General features: G+C 55.4%; 17 protein-coding genes. 4 read left to right on the forward strand and 13 right to left on the reverse strand.

Translation table 11 applies throughout. The features are described 5' to 3' along the window. Positions 1-3: 3 nt before the first annotated feature. Both apaG and apaH read left to right on the forward strand, forming a co-directional pair. Positions 4-381, forward strand: coding sequence for a Co2+/Mg2+ efflux protein ApaG (gene apaG / locus IBT54_RS13700; protein ID WP_013356738.1), 378 nt, complete (start codon positions 4-6; stop codon positions 379-381). A gap of 53 nt (positions 382-434) precedes the next feature. Next, positions 435-1,292 (forward strand): bis(5'-nucleosyl)-tetraphosphatase (symmetrical) ApaH, encoded by an 858-nt coding sequence (gene apaH / locus IBT54_RS13705; RefSeq protein ID WP_010253765.1) that lies wholly within the window; start codon positions 435-437, stop codon positions 1,290-1,292. 35 nt (positions 1,293-1,327) lie between these two features. On the opposite strand, the gene IBT54_RS13710 is transcribed toward apaH, so the two are convergent. From IBT54_RS13710 to carA, 5 genes are all read right to left on the reverse strand, one after another. Further along, on the reverse strand, positions 1,328-3,211 hold the full coding sequence (locus IBT54_RS13710; protein WP_201252307.1) for a PhoX family phosphatase: 1,884 nt from the start codon (positions 3,209-3,211) through the stop codon (positions 1,328-1,330). 90 nt (positions 3,212-3,301) lie between these two features. Continuing rightward, positions 3,302-3,784 carry a type 3 dihydrofolate reductase gene (gene folA, locus IBT54_RS13715; RefSeq protein WP_013356735.1) on the reverse strand — a complete coding sequence of 161 codons (483 nt, stop codon included), beginning with the start codon at positions 3,782-3,784 and terminating at the stop codon, positions 3,302-3,304. Between the two features lie 235 nt (positions 3,785-4,019). Next, positions 4,020-5,159: a porin gene (locus IBT54_RS13720; protein WP_195857360.1), complete on the reverse strand. Its 1,140-nt coding sequence runs from the start codon at positions 5,157-5,159 to the stop codon at positions 4,020-4,022. Between the two features lie 252 nt (positions 5,160-5,411). Then, positions 5,412-8,639 carry a carbamoyl-phosphate synthase large subunit gene (carB, locus tag IBT54_RS13725; RefSeq protein WP_201252308.1) on the reverse strand — a complete coding sequence of 1,076 codons (3,228 nt, stop codon included), beginning with the start codon at positions 8,637-8,639 and terminating at the stop codon, positions 5,412-5,414. 14 nt (positions 8,640-8,653) lie between these two features. Further along, positions 8,654-9,802 (reverse strand): glutamine-hydrolyzing carbamoyl-phosphate synthase small subunit, encoded by a 1,149-nt coding sequence (carA, locus tag IBT54_RS13730; protein WP_013356732.1) that lies wholly within the window; start codon positions 9,800-9,802, stop codon positions 8,654-8,656. Between the two features lie 115 nt (positions 9,803-9,917). Here carA and IBT54_RS13735 point away from each other — a divergent pair, with 115 nt between their 5' ends. Further along, a complete protein-coding gene (locus IBT54_RS13735; RefSeq protein ID WP_201252309.1) occupies positions 9,918-10,085 on the forward strand; it encodes a hypothetical protein in 168 nt (55 codons plus the stop codon). Between the two features lie 186 nt (positions 10,086-10,271). Here IBT54_RS13735 and dapB read toward each other — a convergent pair whose 3' ends face one another. The 6 genes from dapB to ribF form a co-directional block, all read right to left on the reverse strand. Continuing rightward, the gene (gene dapB, locus IBT54_RS13740; RefSeq protein ID WP_201252310.1) at positions 10,272-11,087 is read right to left on the reverse strand and encodes a 4-hydroxy-tetrahydrodipicolinate reductase; all 816 of its coding nucleotides are present in this window, start codon (positions 11,085-11,087) and stop codon (positions 10,272-10,274) included. Between the two features lie 224 nt (positions 11,088-11,311). Continuing rightward, positions 11,312-12,265, reverse strand: a complete 954-nt coding sequence (gene ispH, locus IBT54_RS13745) for a 4-hydroxy-3-methylbut-2-enyl diphosphate reductase (protein WP_013356728.1) — start codon at positions 12,263-12,265, stop codon at positions 11,312-11,314. Beyond that, the gene (gene fkpB, locus IBT54_RS13750; RefSeq protein ID WP_033784493.1) at positions 12,246-12,716 is read right to left on the reverse strand and encodes an FKBP-type peptidyl-prolyl cis-trans isomerase; all 471 of its coding nucleotides are present in this window, start codon (positions 12,714-12,716) and stop codon (positions 12,246-12,248) included. Before fkpB ends, ispH begins: the two co-directional genes overlap by 20 nt. A 3-nt stretch (positions 12,717-12,719) precedes the next feature. After that, entirely contained in the window at positions 12,720-13,226 is a 507-nt protein-coding gene (gene lspA / locus IBT54_RS13755) for a signal peptidase II (RefSeq protein ID WP_013356726.1), read from the reverse strand. Further along, positions 13,226-16,042: an isoleucine--tRNA ligase gene (gene ileS / locus IBT54_RS13760; protein WP_201252311.1), complete on the reverse strand. Its 2,817-nt coding sequence runs from the start codon at positions 16,040-16,042 to the stop codon at positions 13,226-13,228. Before ileS ends, lspA begins: the two co-directional genes overlap by 1 nt. 29 nt (positions 16,043-16,071) lie before the next feature. Then, complete coding sequence (gene ribF, locus IBT54_RS13765; protein ID WP_013356724.1) at positions 16,072-17,001, reverse strand: bifunctional riboflavin kinase/FAD synthetase; 930 nt, start codon at positions 16,999-17,001, stop codon at positions 16,072-16,074. Between the two features lie 306 nt (positions 17,002-17,307). Here ribF and rpsT point away from each other — a divergent pair, with 306 nt between their 5' ends. After that, complete coding sequence (gene rpsT / locus IBT54_RS13770) at positions 17,308-17,571, forward strand: 30S ribosomal protein S20 (RefSeq protein WP_008925553.1); 264 nt, start codon at positions 17,308-17,310, stop codon at positions 17,569-17,571. A gap of 36 nt (positions 17,572-17,607) precedes the next feature. On the opposite strand, the gene nhaR is transcribed toward rpsT, so the two are convergent. Both nhaR and nhaA read right to left on the reverse strand, forming a co-directional pair. Next, the gene (gene nhaR, locus IBT54_RS13775) at positions 17,608-18,516 is read right to left on the reverse strand and encodes a transcriptional activator NhaR (protein ID WP_201252312.1); all 909 of its coding nucleotides are present in this window, start codon (positions 18,514-18,516) and stop codon (positions 17,608-17,610) included. 8 nt (positions 18,517-18,524) lie between these two features. Next, on the reverse strand, positions 18,525-19,697 hold the full coding sequence (gene nhaA, locus IBT54_RS13780; protein WP_095706219.1) for a Na+/H+ antiporter NhaA: 1,173 nt from the start codon (positions 19,695-19,697) through the stop codon (positions 18,525-18,527). Positions 19,698-19,737 lie beyond the last annotated feature (40 nt).

Genomic DNA, 19,737 nt, shown 5'->3' on the forward strand with positions numbered 1-19,737 from the left:
GTCATGAGTGAAACGGCCCGCGTCTCCGTCCATGTGCAAAGCCAGTACGTCGCCTCACAATCCTCACCGGATGATGATCGCTACGTCTTCGCCTATACCATTACGATACGCAATCTGGGCCGTTCCTCCGTGCAACTGCTGGGACGTTACTGGCTGATTACCAACGGTAATGGCCGCGAAACGGAAGTTCAGGGTGAAGGCGTGGTCGGTGAACAGCCGTTTATTGCGCCTGGCAACGAATTTCAGTACACCAGCGGTGCCGTGATCGAAACGCCGATGGGCACCATGCAGGGACATTATGTGATGGTCGACGAACAGGGTGATACTTTCCACGTCGAGATCCCGGTGTTCCGCCTCGCCATTCAGACCCACATTCATTGATTTACACGCTTTTTGCCCGTTAAGTCGGGCACCTTCCTGATGGATAAAACGTTATGAGCACATACCTGATTGGCGATGTTCACGGTTGCTACGATGAATTACGTGCGTTGCTGCAACAGGTCGATTTCAATCCTGAGCAGGATACGCTGTGGCTGACCGGCGACCTGGTGGCACGCGGTCCGGGCTCCCTTGAGGTCCTGCGCTACGTGAAATCGCTGGGTGACGCGGTACGTCTGGTGCTGGGCAATCACGATTTGCATCTGCTGGCGGTTTACGCCGGGATCAGCCGTAACAAGCCTAAAGATCGCCTGACGCCTCTGCTCGAAGCGGACGATGCAGATGAGCTGATCAACTGGCTGCGCCGTCAGCCGCTGTTGCAGGTGGATGAAGAGAAAAAGCTGGTGATGGGCCACGCCGGTATCACGCCGCAGTGGGATATTGAGACCGCGAAAAAGTGCGCGCGTGAAGTTGAAGCGGTGCTCGCCAGCGACAGTTATCCGCTGTTCCTGGATGCCATGTATGGCGATATGCCGAACAACTGGAGTGAGGATTTGACCGGCCTGGCGCGTCTGCGCTTCAGCACCAACGCCCTGACCCGCATGCGTTACTGCTTCCCCAACGGCCAGCTGGACATGATCTGCAAAGATGCCCCTGAGTCAGCCCTTCCGCCGCTGAAACCCTGGTTTAACATTGAGGGACCGGTCGCACGTGACTACACCATCGTGTTTGGTCACTGGGCATCATTGGAAGGCAAAGGAACACCCGAGGGTATTATCGGTCTGGATACCGGCTGCTGCTGGGGCGGAACGCTGACCCTGCTGCACTGGGAAACGCAGCGTTATGTCGTGCAGCCTTCCAATCGCGAAAAAGCACTGGCCTCCAGCGACAGCCTGGCACCGCCCACACTGTAAACTTTGATGCTGGCCCGTCAGGCCAGCATCCTGTTTTAGGCGCCGATAATGCCGCCATCTTCACGGGTGATCATGATCACCGATGAGCGTGGGCGTGGACTGTTATTGGGAAAGTGCGAGTCACCCTCTTCACCGGGATGCTGCACGTTCACGAACAATGTTTTGTAGTCAGGCGTGAAGGTAATACCGGTCAGCTCACACGATTTGGGACCGACCATAAAGCGGCGGATCTCTCCGCTGTCAGGATCGCCCACCAGCATCTGATTATTTCCCTGTCCCTGATAATCCTCTTTATTACTGTACTTGCCGTCAGTCAGGATCCATAAGCGCCCGTGCGCATCAAAGCCCAGACCATCCGGACTGTTGAAGGTGTTTTCAGCAGTGATGTTGGGTGTGCCGCGATAGATCCCCTCGGGATGCGCTATCGGGTTACCGCACAACGCATAGATATCCCACTCAAAGGTCTGTGCCGTAGCATTACCCTTTTCATCCCAGCGGATAATCTGACCGTAGATATTTTTGGGCCGCGGATTCGCCGCATTGACCGGCATGCCCTCATTGCCACGCTTGTTATTGTTGGTCAGGGTGCAGTAGGCACGGCCATCGTGCGGATTAACGGCAATCCACTCGGGCCGGTCCATCCGCGTGGCGTTCACCACATCGGCCGCAGCACGTGCATTGATCAGGACATCAGCCTGACTGTTAAAGCCTTTCTCAGCGGTGAGTCCATTTTCGCCCCACTTCAGCGCCAGCCAGCGCCCGGTGCCTTTCAGCGGTGTGCCCTGCGCATCGCCGTTGAACTGCGCCACATAGAGCGTGCCCTTATCCAGCAGTCCCTGACTGGCTTTGGCATCATCCGGAATGACCTTGTCATCGGAGACATATTTATAGATATATTCGCCGCGCTCATCGTCGCCCATGTAAACCACCAGTTGCCCGGTTTTCGCGACCGTCACAGCCGCGTTCTCGTGCTTAAAGCGGCCCAGCGCGGTGCGTTTGACCGGCACGGCGTGAGGATCAAAGGGATCGATCTCGACAATCCAGCCGTGGCGATTAAATTCGTTGGGATTTTTCGCGATATCGAAGCGGGGATCAAAGTCAGACCAGTTGCGCTCCGGCTCGGCGGCATTCAGGGTGTAACGCTTCTGCTGTGGAGTCGGGGTAAAGTCTGCCTGATGAGTGCCAAAGTAGGTGTCGTAGTTCTCTTCACAGGTGAGATAGGTGCCCCACGGCGTTTTACCGTTGGCACAGTTACCAAAGGTGCCAAGGACATGCATTCCCTGGGGATCAGCCGCGGTCTTCAGCGCGTTATCACCGGCGGCCGGACCGGAAAACCGCATAGGTGTATTGGCAGTAATGCGGCGATTGTAGTCAGAAGGACGTACCACCTGCCAGCGATTGTCTTCACCCCGTTTAACTTCAACGATGGAGACGCCGTGTGCCGCCTGTGACTTCCTCACATCTTCCAGGCTGGTCGCTTTGCTACCGCCGTGGGCAAACAGCGTCGGCTCATTCACGTACTCATTGTTAATCGCCATCACGCCGCGATGCTCATCAATGGCGAAGAAGCTCATGCCATCGTTGTTATCACCGAACTGCTTTTCCTGCTCTTCTGCGCTGTTATTGCCCAGCGGGTCAAACGCGGCCGCGCCATTCACCAGCGGATCACCCCAGGAGATCAGCACGTCAGCACGATAGCCGGGAGCGACCACAACCTCATCGGCCGTGGATGCAGCAATCGCCTGAAAGCCCAGCAGCGGACTGCCTGCTGGCTTCGTCTGAGCCAGTGCGCTGGATGAGAGCGTCAGGCCGCCGCTGAGAAAGCCGGTCAGCCCTATTGCACCGGAACCGGCAAGAAATTTACGGCGATGTGGATCACGAAGGCGGTCAGTGCTTAATGCGGAGAGTTCGGTTTTCATTATTGATTGCTTCCTTTATGACGTTCCCAGAAAAGAAGCAATGCTAATAAACAGAGATGACAGCCAGGTTACAGCCGGGCTGAGAGAGAATTAACGGCGACGGTCGAGGATCTCAAAGCAGTAGCTGTGGGAGTTCTGCTCATCAGCGTCGTGGAATTCGCTGAACGTGGACTGCCACTCATCCGGCTCGTAATCCGGGAACTGCGTATCGCCTTCCACTTCCGCATCAATGTGCGTCAGATAGAGACGATCGGCACGCTTCAGCATCTGCTCGTAGACGCGTCCACCCCCAATCACCATGATCTCTTCTGCATCACCGGCTGCCTGTAACGCCTCATCCAGCGACGTAACCCAGGTGACGCCTTCCGTGGTGCCTGGCTTACTGCTGACCACGATGTTCAGCCGGCCAGGTAACGGGCGCCCGATGGATTCAAAGGTCAGTCGGCCCATAATGACCGGTTTCTTCAGCGTATTGCGTTTGAACCACGCCAGATCTGCAGGCAGGTCCCACGGCATGGCGTTCTCCATCCCAATAATGCGATCTGCTGCTAATGCCGCGATAAGACTAATCATGTTAACCACTCACTGAAAAAAATTGGCGCCATGATACGTAAAGGTGAAACTTTCGTCGATAGGGGGAAAGGTCTATTTGCGTAAACCTTTTCAGGACGCCGTTTTTCACGGCCTGTGCAGCGTTTTTCACCGCGTAATCGCGTCAGTTTGCTGCAGCACGCCAGCGATTTGCCTCAGGCTGGCACAAAAAGCGTGCGCAAAAGAAAACGGCTTCCAGGGGAAGCCGTCAGAGTTATCAGAAGTCGTAGCGCAGACGCACCAGATTCATATCACCCAGGTTATCAGTGCTGGAGGTGAAGACATGTTCGTAATCAACACGGAAACCGTAGTCGAGGAACAGCGTCACACCCAGACCGTTGTCGATGCGCTGGTAATCACGACCTGTCGCATACTCGATGCGGTCACCCATGACATAAGGCTGCACCGCTTTCAGACCATACTGCGCCACCGGGATCTTGTAACCGGCGAAATATTCAATGCCCCACGCATCGCCCGCAAAGTAGTTATGGACATCTTTGCGTTTGGTGGTCATGAAGTTTTCATACCAGCCACCACCGGCTGACAGCGTCCAGTTGCCTGGTGTCCAGCTCAGTGCGGTGCCGTAAATGTTCTGGTCGTAATCGTGACTGTCGCCGTTGTTCGGGTTACGCATTGCCGCGCGGGTGTAGTTCCACGCCGTGCCCCAGCTCAGATCCTCTGTGATGTGGTAATCCACGCCCAGTGAGCCGCCGCCTTTGCGCTTATAGCGCAGGCCGTTGCCTGGCAGATACTCGTTGTCTTCGAACAGATAAGAAGCGTAGACATCCGCGTCGCCGAAGCTGTTTTTATACTTCAGCTGTTTACGTGAGCGGTAAGAGCCGTCGTAGTCGCCGTTGATTCCGTTGCCCGGTGCCTGGCCGACCATATCGTAATCCCAGATATCGGTTTTGGCGCCCACGGTGTCGTAATAGACGCTGTTCTGCTGACCAAAGGTAAGCTGACCCCAGGTTTTGCTTTTCAGACCGGTGTAGAGCTGGCGACGCGTGGTGTTATTGGCACCATCGGCATAGTGACGATCCCAGCTGAACACTGCCGGGATGTTAACGCCCAGCTCGTAGTAGCTGATCCAGCTAACGTCATCAAACAGGTAGTAATCCGCACCGAAACGGAAACGGGTGCCGCCATCGAAACCGTCACGCTTGTAGGATTTGTCACCCACGCCGGTCTGATGATTGACCTGAGCACGGATGCTGCCGCCAACATTCAGGGTAAGACGGCTAAGCGGATCGCCTGCCTGCGGATCCTGTTTTAACAGGGTAATTTCCGCCTGACTGGCGAAAGGAAGAGTAACCATCAGTGCAGCCACTGCACTCAGAGAAAAAGTACGCATTTTCATTTTTTATTTATGTCCTGATACGCTTCAGTGATAAGCGGCAGGCATAGTACTGGCGAAAAATCCGCACAGGAAGTGTTTATCTTATAAATTTGTGCGAACTGGCCACATTCGCACCTAAAGCTAAAAAATTAAGCCAAATCAGTAACTTTAACGCAAATACCTGGCTTTACCTGAACCTGAAATTCGGATTATCGCCAGAGAAGTGGCAAAAAAAACGGCTCCTGCAGGAGCCGTTTTTCACACTACATTATCTTACATCGCCTTTATCTGAGCATGCATTTCCTGAACGGAAATAACCTGTTCCGTCGGGTCAGCATTCAGCGCCATCGCGGTGGCGAAGCCGCCATTCAGCGTGGTGTCGTAGTGCACTTTATATTGCAGTGCGCTGCGGCGAATCAGCTTCGAATCTTCAATCGCCTGACGACCCGCCGTGGTATTGACGATATAGCTATACTCGCCATTCTTCAGACGGTCCTGAATGTGCGGACGACCTTCATGCACCTTGTTAACCAGCCGCGGATTAATGCCCGCTTCGCCCAGCACCACCGCCGTGCCGTGGGTCGCATCCAGTTCGAAACCAAACTTCTGCAGCTTCGCGGCCAGGTCGACGATACGTTTCTTGTCGCCTTCACGCACCGACAGCAGGGCACGGCCCGACTTCTTCATATTGCTCTGGGCGCCCAGCATCGCTTTGGAGAATGCCTCAGCGAACGTGCGGCCCACGCCCATGACTTCACCGGTAGAGCGCATTTCTGGTCCCAGAATCGGGTCAACGCCCTGGAACTTGTTGAACGGCAGAACCACTTCTTTGACCGAGTAGTAAGGCGGAATCACCTCTTCCGTGACGCCCTGCTCTGCCAGTGTTTTACCTACCATCACGCGCGCGGCCACTTTCGCCAGCGGTACGCCGGTCGCTTTAGAGACGAACGGAACGGTACGCGCCGCTCGTGGGTTAACTTCGATCAGGTAGACTTCATTGTCTTTCACCGCGAACTGAACGTTCATCAGGCCACGAACGTTCAGCTCAAACGCCAGCTTCTCAACCTGCTGGCGCATCACGTTCTGAATCTCCTGATTCAGTGTGTAGGCCGGCAGTGAACAGGCGGAGTCACCGGAGTGAACACCTGCCTGCTCAATGTGTTCCATGATTCCGCCAATCAGCACCCGCTCACCGTCGCAAATCGCATCCACATCCACTTCGACCGCATCATCCAGGAAGCGATCCAGCAGTACCGGCGCATCGTTGGAAACCGAAACCGCCGTCTGGAAGTAGCGTCTGAGGTCGATCTCGTCGTAGACGATCTCCATGGCACGGCCGCCCAGTACATAAGAAGGACGCACCACCAGCGGATAACCCAGGCCAGCGGCTTTCTCGACCGCCTGTTCCAGCGTCGCTACCGTGGCGTTAGCCGGTTGCTTCAGTTTCAGGCGATCAACCGCCTGCTGGAAACGTTCACGGTCTTCCGCACGGTCAATCGAGTCCGGGCTGGTGCCGATAACCGGCACGCCTGCGGCTTCCAGCGCACGCGCCAGTTTCAGCGGGGTCTGACCGCCATACTGGACGATGACGCCTTTTGGCTGCTCAATCCGCACAATCTCCAGCACGTCTTCCAGCGTGACCGGCTCAAAGTAGAGGCGGTCGGAGGTGTCATAATCGGTCGAAACCGTTTCCGGGTTACAGTTGACCATAATGGTCTGGTAACCATCTTCACGAAGCGCCAGAGCGGCGTGAACGCAACAGTAGTCGAATTCGATACCCTGACCGATACGGTTTGGTCCACCACCCAGAATCATGATTTTTTCGCGATCCGGACTCGGGTTGGCTTCACACTCCTCCTCATAGGTGGAGTACATGTAGGCCGTATCCGTGGCGAACTCGGCGGCACAGGTATCCACACGCTTATAAACCGGGTGCAGGTTAAACTGCTGACGCAGCTTGCGGATTTCGCTCTCTGCCACACCCGCCAGCGTCGCCAGCCGCGCATCAGCAAAGCCTTTGCGCTTCAGGGTACGCAGGAACGTGGCATCCAGGCTATTCACTCCTTCGCTTGCCACCTGATCTTCAAGCCGCACCAGCTCTTCAATCTGCACCAGGAACCAGCGGTCAATGTTGGTCAGATTGAACACGCCATCAACCGACATGCCAGCGCGGAAAGCGTCTGCGATGTACCAGATGCGGTCTGAACCGGCATCTTTCAGCTCGCGGCGGATGCGGGTTAACGCTTCCGGATCGTCCAGGTGCACTTTCGGATCGAAGCCATTAGCGCCCACTTCCAGACCGCGCAGCGCTTTCTGCATCGATTCCTGGAATGTGCGGCCAATCGCCATCACTTCACCGACTGACTTCATCTGCGTGGTCAGGCGATCGTTGGCACCGGCAAATTTTTCAAAGTTGAAACGCGGGATCTTGGTGACGACGTAGTCGATTGACGGCTCGAACGAGGCCGGTGTTAAACCGCCGGTGATATCGTTCATCAGCTCATCGAGGGTATAGCCCACCGCCAGTTTGGCCGCCACTTTCGCAATCGGGAAGCCCGTTGCTTTTGAGGCCAGCGCCGAGGAGCGCGATACGCGTGGGTTCATCTCGATGACAATCAGGCGACCATCTTTCGGGTTAACCGAGAACTGCACGTTGGAGCCGCCGGTTTCAACACCGATTTCACGCAGTACCGCCAGCGAGGCGTTACGCATGATCTGATACTCTTTATCGGTCAGCGTCTGGGCAGGTGCGACCGTGATAGAGTCACCGGTGTGAATGCCCATCGCGTCGAAGTTTTCAATGGAGCAGACGATGATGCAGTTATCGTTCTTATCGCGCACCACTTCCATTTCATACTCTTTCCAGCCAATCAGCGACTCATCAATCAGCAGCTCATTGGTTGGTGAGAGGTCGAGACCGCGTTCGCAAATCTCTTCAAACTCTTCGCGGTTATAGGCGATGCCGCCACCGGTGCCGCCCATGGTAAAGGAGGGGCGGATGATGCACGGGAAGCCAACATCTTCCGCCACGGCCAGCGCTTCTTCCATGGTGTGCGCAATGCCGGAGCGCGCGGTATCCAGACCGATACTTTTCATCGCCACGTCGAAGCGACGACGATCTTCCGCTTTGTCGATCGCATCAGCGGTCGCGCCAATCATGGTGACGCCAAACTCTTCCAGCACGCCATGGCGTTCCAGCTCTAGCGCACAGTTCAGCGCTGTCTGTCCGCCCATCGTTGGCAGCACCGCATCCGGGCGCTCTTTTTCGATGATTTTGCGCACCACTTCCCAGTGAATCGGCTCAATGTAGGTTGCATCGGCCATTTCCGGGTCGGTCATAATCGTCGCCGGGTTAGAGTTCACCAGAATGACGCGGTAGCCCTCTTCACGCAGCGCTTTACACGCCTGCGCACCGGAATAGTCAAATTCGCAGGCCTGGCCGATCACAATCGGACCGGCACCAAGAATCAGGATGGATTTTAGGTCTGTACGTTTTGGCATGAATTAGCTCCTGATTACTTCGCTTGCAGACGGAATGTGTCAATCAATTCAATAAAGTGGTCAAACAGCGGCGCAGCATCACCCGGTCCAGGGCTGGCTTCCGGGTGTCCCTGGAAGCTGAATGCGGGCTTGTCAGTGCGGTGAATACCCTGCACGGTTTTATCGAACAACGAAATGTGGGTGACACGCAGGTTCGCAGGCAGATTGTTCTCATCGACTGCAAAACCGTGGTTCTGGGCGGTGATCATGACGCGATTGTTTTCGAGATCTTTCACCGGATGGTTGCCGCCGTGGTGACCGAGCTTCATCTTCACGGTCTTAGCCCCGCTGGCCAGCGCCAGCAACTGATGACCCAGGCAGATACCGAACACCGGGATCTCGGTTTTCAGGAAGGCCTGAATCGCGCTGATGGCGTAGTCGCACGGCTCCGGGTCGCCAGGACCGTTGGAGAGGAAAATGCCATCCGGGTTCAGCTTCAGCACCTCTTCGGCAGGTGTCTGTGCCGGAACCACGGTCAGACGGCAGCCGCGATCGACCAGCATGCGCAGGATGTTGCGCTTAGCGCCGTAGTCGTAAGCCACCACATGGTAAGGCAGCGACTCCGCAGTAGCCTGCTCTGGCAGACCCGCGTCCAGCGTCCAGCTGCCCTGCTGCCAGCTGTAAGTCTCCGTGGTGCAGACCTCTTTCGCCAGATCCATTCCTTTCAGTCCCGGGAACGCCTGGGCTTTTTGCAGCGCCAGCGCAGCATCCGGATTGTCGCCAGCAATAATGCAGCCGTTCTGCGCCCCTTTCTCACGCAGCAAGCGCGTCAGCTTGCGGGTATCGATATCGGCAATCGCCACGATGTTGTTGCGCTGCAGGTAAGCCGATAAGCCCTCTTCGCTACGGAAGTTGCTGGCAATCAGCGGCAGGTCACGAATAACCAGGCCTTGCGCGTGAATCTGGCTGGATTCTTCATCGGCGGCATTGGCACCGACATTACCGATATGGGGATAAGTGAGAGTAACGATTTGGCGGGAATAGGAAGGATCAGTGAGGATTTCTTGATAACCGGTCATTGAAGTGTTGAAAACGACTTCTCCCACTGCCGATCCTGTTGCCCCGATGGCCCGACCGTGGAATTGGGTTCCGTCTTCCAGAACCAGGATTGCTGACTTGATCAAAACATCCTCCAGGGAATAAACAGTCAATATATCTGCATATTAATTCAAAATAGCCGCCTGAATCAATGCAAAAACCGCCTGAATTGTCGATTTTTGGCAAATTGCGCGCATTCTAATGATCGCCCTGGTCATTGTCTACCCTGAAGCGGTATTTTTTAATGATTATCTGCCTTATGAGGAAAAAACCGAGTATAAGCGGCAAAAAGAGGGGAAAACCCGGCGGAATAATCGTTTGCCACGCAGCATAAAAACGAAACCGGCGCAGCAGGGCCTTTATTTTTGACCAAATGGTCAAAAATGGTGTTTCACCGGGCTGCTAAACCTGGAAAACAGATACAAATGAGCATCAGATGAATATTTTAAATCGGAATGGTATTTTTCAGATAAAATTAAGGGCAATGAAAACATTGCCCCTTTTCAATCAATCAATTACCGATTGAAATAACCACATCACGATGGCTCACAACACTTACAACATCGACAAATCCAGCACATCCCGCATATCAAACAGGCCAGATTTTTTATCATTCAGCCATAAAGCTGACTTAACTGCACCATTTGCAAAGGTCATACGGCTCGAAGCCTTGTGGGTTATCTCTACCCGCTCACCGATATCTGCAAACATCGCTGTATGCTCACCGACGATGTCGCCTGCGCGCACCGTCGCAAAACCGATGGTCTGCGGCTGGCGTTCACCCGTGTGGCCTTCACGCGTATAGACTGCATGCTCATCCAGTTTCCACTGCATCGCATCGGCTATCGCCTCACCCATTGCCAGCGCAGTGCCAGACGGCGCATCCACTTTATGACGGTGGTGTGCTTCAACGATCTCAATGTCGGCGTACTCACCCATCACTTTAGCGGCCTTCTCCAGCAGCTTCAGCACCAGGTTAACCCCCACACTGAAGTTCGCAGCGAACACGATGGCGATATCTTCTGCCGCCGCGCGAATGGCCGCTTTGCCTGCCTCATCAAAACCGGTGGTGCCAATGACCATCGCTTTACCCTGCTCACGGCAGATCGCCATATACTCCAGCGTGCCCTCCGGGCGGGTGAAGTCGATTAGCACATCAAAGTCGTTTATCACCGCGCGTAAATCGTCTGCGATGAGGATGCCATTCTTGCCGATGCCCGCTAATTCACCAGCGTCGCTGCCGGTCAGCGATGAGCCTGGACGGGCCAGTGCCGCACCCAGTTCAACGCCTTCTGCCTGCTGCGTCGCCTGAATCAGATTACGGCCCATTCGGCCCGGCGCGCCCACAATAGCAATGCGGATAGTGTTCATATTTATTCATTCCTAAAACAAAACTATGCATCCAAAGCGTCATCAGGTTAACGATGAGTTAACAGTCACGCCACTATTAATCCGTGATAATAAGAATTTTATGCCAGCCGCCTGTGATTATCAGTAAAAGCAATCACCGCAGCAAACCACGGCGTTTTTAGTCAGACCAGAAAAACAAAAAAAGGCCGAACAGAGTCGGCCTTTTTATCAGTTATATCGAAGAGTTACTGCACGTTGCGTACTTCGACGCGCAGCTCTTTAGGCACTTCGAAAACAATATTCTCTTCACGGCCAATCAGCTCAATCGCCGCTTCACCGCCCAGCTCACGCAGTCGCTGGATCACCTGCTGCACCAGAATATCGGGGGCTGAGGCACCTGCGGTCACACCAATACAGGCCACGCCTTTTACCCACTCTTCCTGAATATCATCCGCAGAGTCGATCAGCTTCGCCAGCTTACCGGCACGCTGTGCCAGCTCAGCCAGTCGGTTAGAGTTCGAGGAGTTTTTCGAACCGACCACCAGCACCACTTCCGCATCTTTCGCCAGGGTACGAACGGCTTCCTGACGGTTGGTGGTGGCGTAGCAGATATCATCTTTACGCGGCCCGATGATCGCCGGGAAACGCTGACGCAGAGCATCAATGATGTCAGAGGTGTCATCCACCGACAGCGTAGTCTGCGTCATGAAGCTCAGATTGTTTTCGTCTTTAACGGTCAGCCTGAAGACATCTTCCGGTGACTCCACCAGATACATGCCACCATTAGGGTTGTTGTACTGCCCCATAGTGCCTTCAACTTCCGGATGACCCGCATGACCAATCAGTATCGCTTCCACGCCTTTACGGCTGGCGCGCGCCACTTCCATATGCACTTTGGTCACCAGCGGACAGGTGGCGTCGAACAGCATGGTCAGATTGCGCGCTTTGGCTTCGGCACGCACGGCTTGTGAAACACCGTGTGCCGAGAAGATCAGAATCGCGTCATCCGGCACTTCGCTGATCTCTTCAATGAAGATAGCACCGCGCTCACGGAGGCTGTTCACCACGTAACGGTTATGCACCACTTCGTGACGGACATAGATGGGCGCGCCATACATCTCCAGCGCGCGCTCAACAATACTGATGGCGCGATCAACGCCAGCGCAGAAACCGCGCGGATTAGCTAACAGGATTTGCATCGTTCGCCTCCAGTGCCGGATCGATTTCCAGCACCTCTACATCAAACTGAATACGACGACCTGCCAGCGGATGGTTGAAATCCACGGTGATCGAATCACCGGAGACTTCACGGATCACGCCTGGCATTTCACTGCCGCCCATGCCGCTGAACAGCATGATGGCACCCACTTCAGGTTCGCCTGCATCGATAAAATCCCGACGCGAGAAATACTGAATAAGGTCAGGGCTGACGCCGCCAAAGGCGTCTTCCGGTTCAAGGTTGAACTGCTTAGTTTCACCCGCTTTCAGCCCCAGCAGTGCCTGCTCAAGTGCCGCAGAGAGGCTGCCATCACCAAGACGGAACAGCGCGGGCTTGCCGTTTGCACGGGTCGATTCCGCCGTCGAGCCATCTTCCAGCTTCAGCGTAAAATGCACCAACACCGCGCTTTCGCGCTGTACGGACTCAGTCATCACTTACCCTTTCTGTTTAGCCTGTTTGCCGTTGGGGCTGAAAAAGCCCTCCAGCACCACCAGTGCGGCACCAATACAGATGCCGCAGTCAGCGATATTAAATGTAGCGAAGTGCCAGTTACCGACATAGAAATCGATAAAATCGACCACAAAGCCATGATATGAGCGATCGAACAGATTGCCGATCGCGCCGCCGATAATCAGGGCATACGCGATGTTAGCGATCTTCTGGCTGGCCTGATTGCGGTACATCATCACCATCAGTGAGATCACAATAGCCAGCGCGATACCCGCGAAGAACCAGCGCTGCCAGCCACCTTTGTCCGCCAGGAAACTGAACGCCGCGCCATAGTTGTGCGCGTAGAACAGATTCAGATAAGGCATCAGCGGCTGTGTTTCATGCAGCATCATGTTGTTCATCACCCACTGCTTACTGGCGAAGTCCACAACAATCACCACCAGTACCAGCCAGAGCCAGCGCAATCCGGTTGATAAAATAGGTTTACGCATCAGGCAAATTCACGCTGTTCGCCGTCACCGGCTACGTTAGTGTAACAACGACCACAGACCTCAGCATGCTCAGGATTCTGTCCGACATCGGTAGTGTAATGCCAGCAGCGCTGACATTTCTCGCCTTGCGCCTTGTGCAGCGCGATTTTCAGACCTTTCAGCCCTTCACTCTGCTGCGCTTCGTCGTTCGCCAGGGCGTAATCCGCCACCTGTGCGCCAGAGGTCAGCAGCACAAAGCGCAGTTCATTGCCCAGCGCCTGCAGCTTAGCCGCCAGTTCCGGATCGGCATACAGCGTCACCGTCGCTTCCAGTGCGCCACCGATACGTTTATCCGCACGTGCCTGCTCGATTACCTTGTTCACTTCGCCACGCACTTTCAGCAGCTCAGCCCAGTAGGCGTCATTCAGCGCTTCATCTTCCGCCAGGCCAAACAGACCCTGATACCACTCTTCGGTGAAGACATACTGCGCGCGTTCACCTGGCAGGTAGCCCCAGATTTCATCCGCCGTAAAGGACATGATCGGTGCCATCCAGCGCACCAGCGCTTCGACGATATGCCACAGCGCGGTCTGGCAACTGCGACGTGCCAGGCCATCGCCTTTCGCGGTGTACTGACGATCTTTGATGATGTCGAGATAGAAGCTGCCCATCTCAATTGAGCAGAACTGCATCAGACGCTGGATCACTTCGTGGAAATCGTAGTTCTCATAAGAGGCAACGATATCGGCCTGTGCTGCCTGTGCGCGACCCACTGCCCAGCGATCCACGACGACCATCTCTTCCGGTTTCACCAGATCGGTGGCCGGGTTGAAGCCGCTGAGGTTAGCCAGCAGGAAGCGTGCGGTGTTACGGATACGACGATAGGCATCGGCAGAACGCTTGAGGATCTCATCGGAAACCGCCATTTCGCCTGAGTAGTCGGTTGAGGCCACCCACAGACGCAGAATATCAGCGCCCAGCTTGTTCATCACATCCTGCGGCGCAACGGTGTTGCCGATCGACTTCGACATCTTACGGCCCTGACCATCCACGGTGAAACCGTGTGTCAGTACCTGACGATAAGGCGCTTTGCCCTTCATCGCTGTGGAGATCATCAGCGAGGACATAAACCAGCCGCGATGCTGATCGGAACCTTCCAGATAGAGGTCAGGTGCATGTCCGCCAAATTCCGGACGCGCATCCACCACGGAGAAGCTGGTAGAACCGGAGTCGAACCAGACATCCAGCGTATCGGGCACTTTAACGTAATGATCGGCGTCGTCGCCCATCAGTTCGCGCGGGTCGAGATCCCACCAGGCCTGAATGCCTTCCTGCTCAACGCGCTGCGCCACTTTTTCCATCAGCGCCAGCGTGTCCGGGTGCAGCTCTTCACTCTCTTTATGAACGAACAGCGCCATTGGCACGCCCCACGTACGCTGACGGGAGATACACCAGTCAGGACGGTTCGCCACCATCGATTCGATACGCGCCTGGCCCCAGTCAGGGATCCACTGCACGCCTTTGATCTCTTTCAGCGACTGCGCACGCAGTCCTTTCTGATCCATGCTGATGAACCACTGCGGCGTGGCGCGGAAGATGATCGGCGTTTTGTGGCGCCAGCAGTGCGGGTAGCTGTGCAGCAGTTTCTCAACGTGCAGCAGCGCGCCTTTCTCTTTCAGCAGCTCAACGATCATGTCGTTAGCTTTGAAGACGTTAATCCCATCCAGCGTCGGATAGGTGCCTGGCAGGTAGCTGCCATCCGGCCCGACCGGATTCGCCGTTTCGATGCCATATTTCTGACCGATGACGTAGTCATCCGGACCGTGGCCGGGTGCGGTGTGAACTGCACCCGTACCCGCGTCCAGCGTCACGTGATCGCCCAGCACCACCAGCGACTCAATCGCCAGGAACGGGTGCTGGAATTTCTGCAGTTCCAGCGCAGCGCCTTTGCATTCGCCCAGTACCTGCCATTCACTGACACCGGCGCGTTTCATGACGCTCTCAACCAGCTCTTTCGCCAGGATCAGGGCGCGTCCCTCCATCTGGATCAGCTGGTATTCAAATTCAGGATGCAGAGAGATGGCGCGGTTAGCCGGTAATGTCCACGGCGTCGTTGTCCAGATCACCAGTGAGATTGGGCCATTGACCTGTGCTACGCCAAATGCCTGACGCACCGTGTCGGCATCGATAGCGTTGAACATCACATCAATTGACGGTGACGTTTTGTCGTAATACTCGACTTCCGCTTCTGCCAGAGCAGAACGGCAGTCCAGGCACCAGTGCACCGGCTTCGCGCCTTTATGCAGGTGGCCGTTGCCGATGATTTTACCCAGCGCACGGATGATGTTGGCTTCGGTGCCGAAGTCCATAGTCAGGTAAGGACGATCCCAGTCGCCCAGCACGCCCAGACGGATAAAGTCTGCCTTCTGGCCTTCAACCTGTTCAGCGGCATATTTGCGGCACGCGGCACGGAATTCAGCGGCGCTGACTTTCTCGCCTGGCTTGCCGATCATCTGCTCAACTTTGTGTTCGATTGGCAGACCGTGACAGTCCCAGCCCGGCACATACGGCGAGTCATAACCCGCCATGCCTTTCGACTTGACGATAATGTCTTTCAGAATCTTGTTAACAGAGTGACCAATATGAATGCTGCCGTTCGCATACGGAGGGCCATCATGCAGGATAAAGGTTTTTTTCCCTTTTTTGGCTTCGCGGATAATGCCGTACAGGTTGTCGGCATACCAGCGTTGCAACATTCCCGGTTCGCGTTTGGCCAGATCGCCACGCATCGGGAATCCCGTTTCCGGCAAATTCAGGGTAGATTTATAGTCACTCATCAGATTCTCGATTCCGTTTTTCGCTCAGGTTAAAGCAGCCCAAAGAACTGCCGGGCCGTTACCACATCGTTCGCAATTTGTTCTTTCAACGCCTCCAGTGAGGCAAAGCGCTGCTCGTTTCGTATTTTCTGTTTCAGCACCACATCAATGTGACGACCATAGAGATCCATATTGATGTCGAGCAGGTGAACTTCAAGCTGCTGGCGTAAACCTTTTACGGTCGGACGGGTGCCGATATTGGCAACACCCGGCAGTGGCTCAGGCGTCAGACCCTGGACCTCCACCGCATAAACCCCTTTCACCGGCGAGACGCTGCGGCGTAAAGGAAGGTTCGCAGTGGGGAAACCCAGCGTGCGTCCCAGTGCATCACCGTGCACGACGCGGCCGGAAATAGTGAAAGGATGCCCTAACAGCGACTGCGCCAGCGCTAAATCATCTGCGGCCAGTGCCTGACGCACGGCGGTGCTGCTGATTCGCTTCCCGCCGTCACAGAAGGTTTCGGTGCTCACGACCTCAAAACCATACTCCGCACCGGCTTTCTGTAATAACAGGAAATCCCCCTGGCGACCAGCGCCGAAGCGGAAATCATCGCCTACTGCGAGGTACTTTACGTCCAGCTTGTCGACCAGCAGGTCACTGATAAAACGCTGGGCGGACAGGGCTGCGAAGCGACGGTCAAACCGCACACACAGCACTTTATCGACGCCGGCTTCCGCCATATAGCGCAGTTTTTCACGCAGGCGCGTCAGGCGTGCCGGGGCTTTATCACCGGCAAACAGCTCCAGCGGCTGTGGCTCAAACACCATGACCACGACCGGCAGATTACGCTTACGTCCCTCTTCACACAGACGGGACATCAGCGCCTGATGCCCGCGGTGTACGCCATCGAAATTACCAATGGTCAGAACGCAGCCGCGATGCTGCTCGTTAAGATTATGAATACCGCGGATAAACTTCATGGCTGGCCCAAACCGGTGGAAATCGGCGGATTATACCCTTGAAAGCGACTCAGGTTAACCCGTCAGCACGCCTTTCATGCTTTAGGTGCTGCATTTCCTGTTGCAGATGCGCATGTTAAGAATTTTGTCGCGAAATACTGTATTCAGCGAGGGGAAGCTGGTAGAATCTTGCGCCATCAAATACGTAACCGAGTGCTGCTCATAGAGCGACGCTTATTTGCACAAATCCATTGACAAAATCAGGTTAGAAGGGCATAGTCCTCGGCCTTTGATTTGTCTCTATAGAACACATTTGGGAGTTGGACCTTGGCTAATATCAAATCAGCTAAGAAACGCGCCGTAACATCTGAGAAACGCCGCAAGCATAACGCTAGCCGCCGCTCAATGATGCGTACCTTCGTTAAGAAAGTATACGCGGCGATCGCTTCAGGCGACAAAGCTGCTGCGCAGAACGCATTCAATGAAATGCAACCACTCGTGGATCGTCAGGCCGCTAAAGGTCTGATCCACAAAAACAAAGCTGCACGTTATAAATCAAACCTGACTGCACAGATCAACAAACTGGCTTAATCGCCCGTTGTTAATCGCTTTGTTGAAAAAGCCGGCTTACGCCGGTTTTTTTTCGTCTGTACTCTGGCGGGGAAAGAGTCCGCTGAAGTCAGCGTGACAGAGACGCTGCACGGCCGGATGCTGAATCATTCGCTCCGCGAAGAGGATGTGATACTCCTCTGACACCGCATCAAGCCGGCCAACTTCATAACTCCCCTCCTGCTGATCCCTGTCCAGCGCTGCTGCTACAAAAAATGCATTCTGCCGCGCACCAAACGCCTTCATCAGGGCCGCATCATCAAACTCACCGAGAATCTCCACCTGCAGCCCCTGGGTCGTAATCCAGTTGAGGATTTTGCGCCCCAGCATCGAGCGGCGACCCGGAATCAGCAGGGGATACGTCTCAAGGCAGGCCGGAAAAGAGAGATCGGTGATCGGCTGCGCGGACCAGAAGCTGATCGGGCACTCCCCCAGCTTCACCGAAAACAGCCCTTCCTGCTGGGTCGGATCGATGGAGCAGTCAGAGATAATCATATCCAGCTTATGCTGACTGAGCTGCTCCAGCAGCATCTCGTGGGTCGACTCGAAACAGCGCAGGTGAATCTTCTCCCCGGCAGCCACTGCGGTCTCCAGCACCTTACTGACCAGTTGCTTAGAGAGCGCATCTGCCACGCCAACATCCAGCAGCAGATGGGACTCTTTGCGGTAGTTAACGATATCCAGCATCTCCTGACCCAGCATAAACATGCGGTCAGCGTAGCGGAACACCAGTTGCCCCAGTTCTGTCGGCACCAGCCCCCTCCCCTGACGCCGGAACAGCTTGCCCTGCAGGCGCTCTTCAAGCGCCTTAATCTGCCCGGTAATGGTCTGTGGCGTCAGCGAGAGGGCCTCTGCAGCACCCGCAATCGACCCCGCGCGGCAGGCGTGCCAGAAGTAATAGAGGTGATTGTAATTAATGTGCGCCATAGGCTGCCCTACGCCGCACGCTGCTTCAGACGCCAGCCAAGGATCACATAGCCCAGCACCGCCGACAGAATCGAGCCTGACAGAATCCCCAGCTTCGCCAGCGTCATCAGTTCAGCACTGATGTCGCCATAGGCCAGCGAGGCGATAAATATCGACATGGTAAAGCCAATACCGCACAGCACCCCTACCGCCGCAATATCTTTAATGTGCGTATTTTCCGGCAGCCTGGCTATGCGGGTTTTGTCTGCCAGCCAGCAGAACAGCGTGATGCCCAGAGGCTTACCAATCAGCAGCCCGGCGATGATGCCCAGCGGCAGCAGCGAGAAGAGGCTGCCGAACGAAACGCCCGTCAGTGACACACCCGCATTGGCAAAGGCAAACAGTGGCAGGATCACCCAGCGCACCCAGGGATGCAGCGCATGCTCAAGATGAATCGCCGGAGAGTGGCCCTCTTTCTTCGCCAGCGGAATCAGGAAGCCGACCACGACACCCGCCAGCGTCGCATGAACACCCGACTTCAGTACCGCCACCCACAGCACCAGCCCCACCAGCAGATAGAGACCGGTGTTGCGAACGTTAAGCAGGTTCATCAGCGCCAGCACGGCAATGGCAGCGGCGGCAACGCCCAGCGAGGCCATCGAAAGGTGATGCGTGTAGAACAGCGCGATAATTACGATAGCCCCGAGATCGTCGATAATCGCCAGCGCCATCAGGAAGATTTTCAGAGCAGGCGGCACGCGGCTTCCCAGCAGTGCCAGGATGCCCAGCGCAAAGGCAATATCGGTGGCGGTCGGGATCGCCCAGCCGCTACGGGTGGTGGCATCGGCACCGTTAAACAGCAGAAAAATGATCGCCGGGGCGATCATGCCACCCAGCGCCGCAATCAGTGGGAACAGCGCCTGTTCACGTTTAGCCAGCGCACCCATCACCAGTTCGCGTTTGACCTCCAGTCCCACCATCAGGAAAAATAGCGCCATCAGCGCATCGTTAATCCACAGTAGCAGGTCTTTGCTGATATCGAGCGCACCAAAGCGAAACTCCACCGGAATCGCCAGCAGATCGCGATAGCCCTGCTGCGTCGCTCCGCTATTGGCCAGCATCATCGCCAGCGCAGCCGCAATAATCAGCACCACACCGCCGGTAGCGTCGCTTTCCAGTATTTTTTTTAGTCTGATATTCACACGCGTTGTCCTTAATCCAGAGGTCAATCAAAGGCCCTAA

This window comes from Pantoea sp. S62 (genome assembly GCF_016658625.1).
In the GTDB taxonomy this organism is placed as follows: Bacteria; Pseudomonadota; Gammaproteobacteria; order Enterobacterales; family Enterobacteriaceae; genus Pantoea; species Pantoea vagans.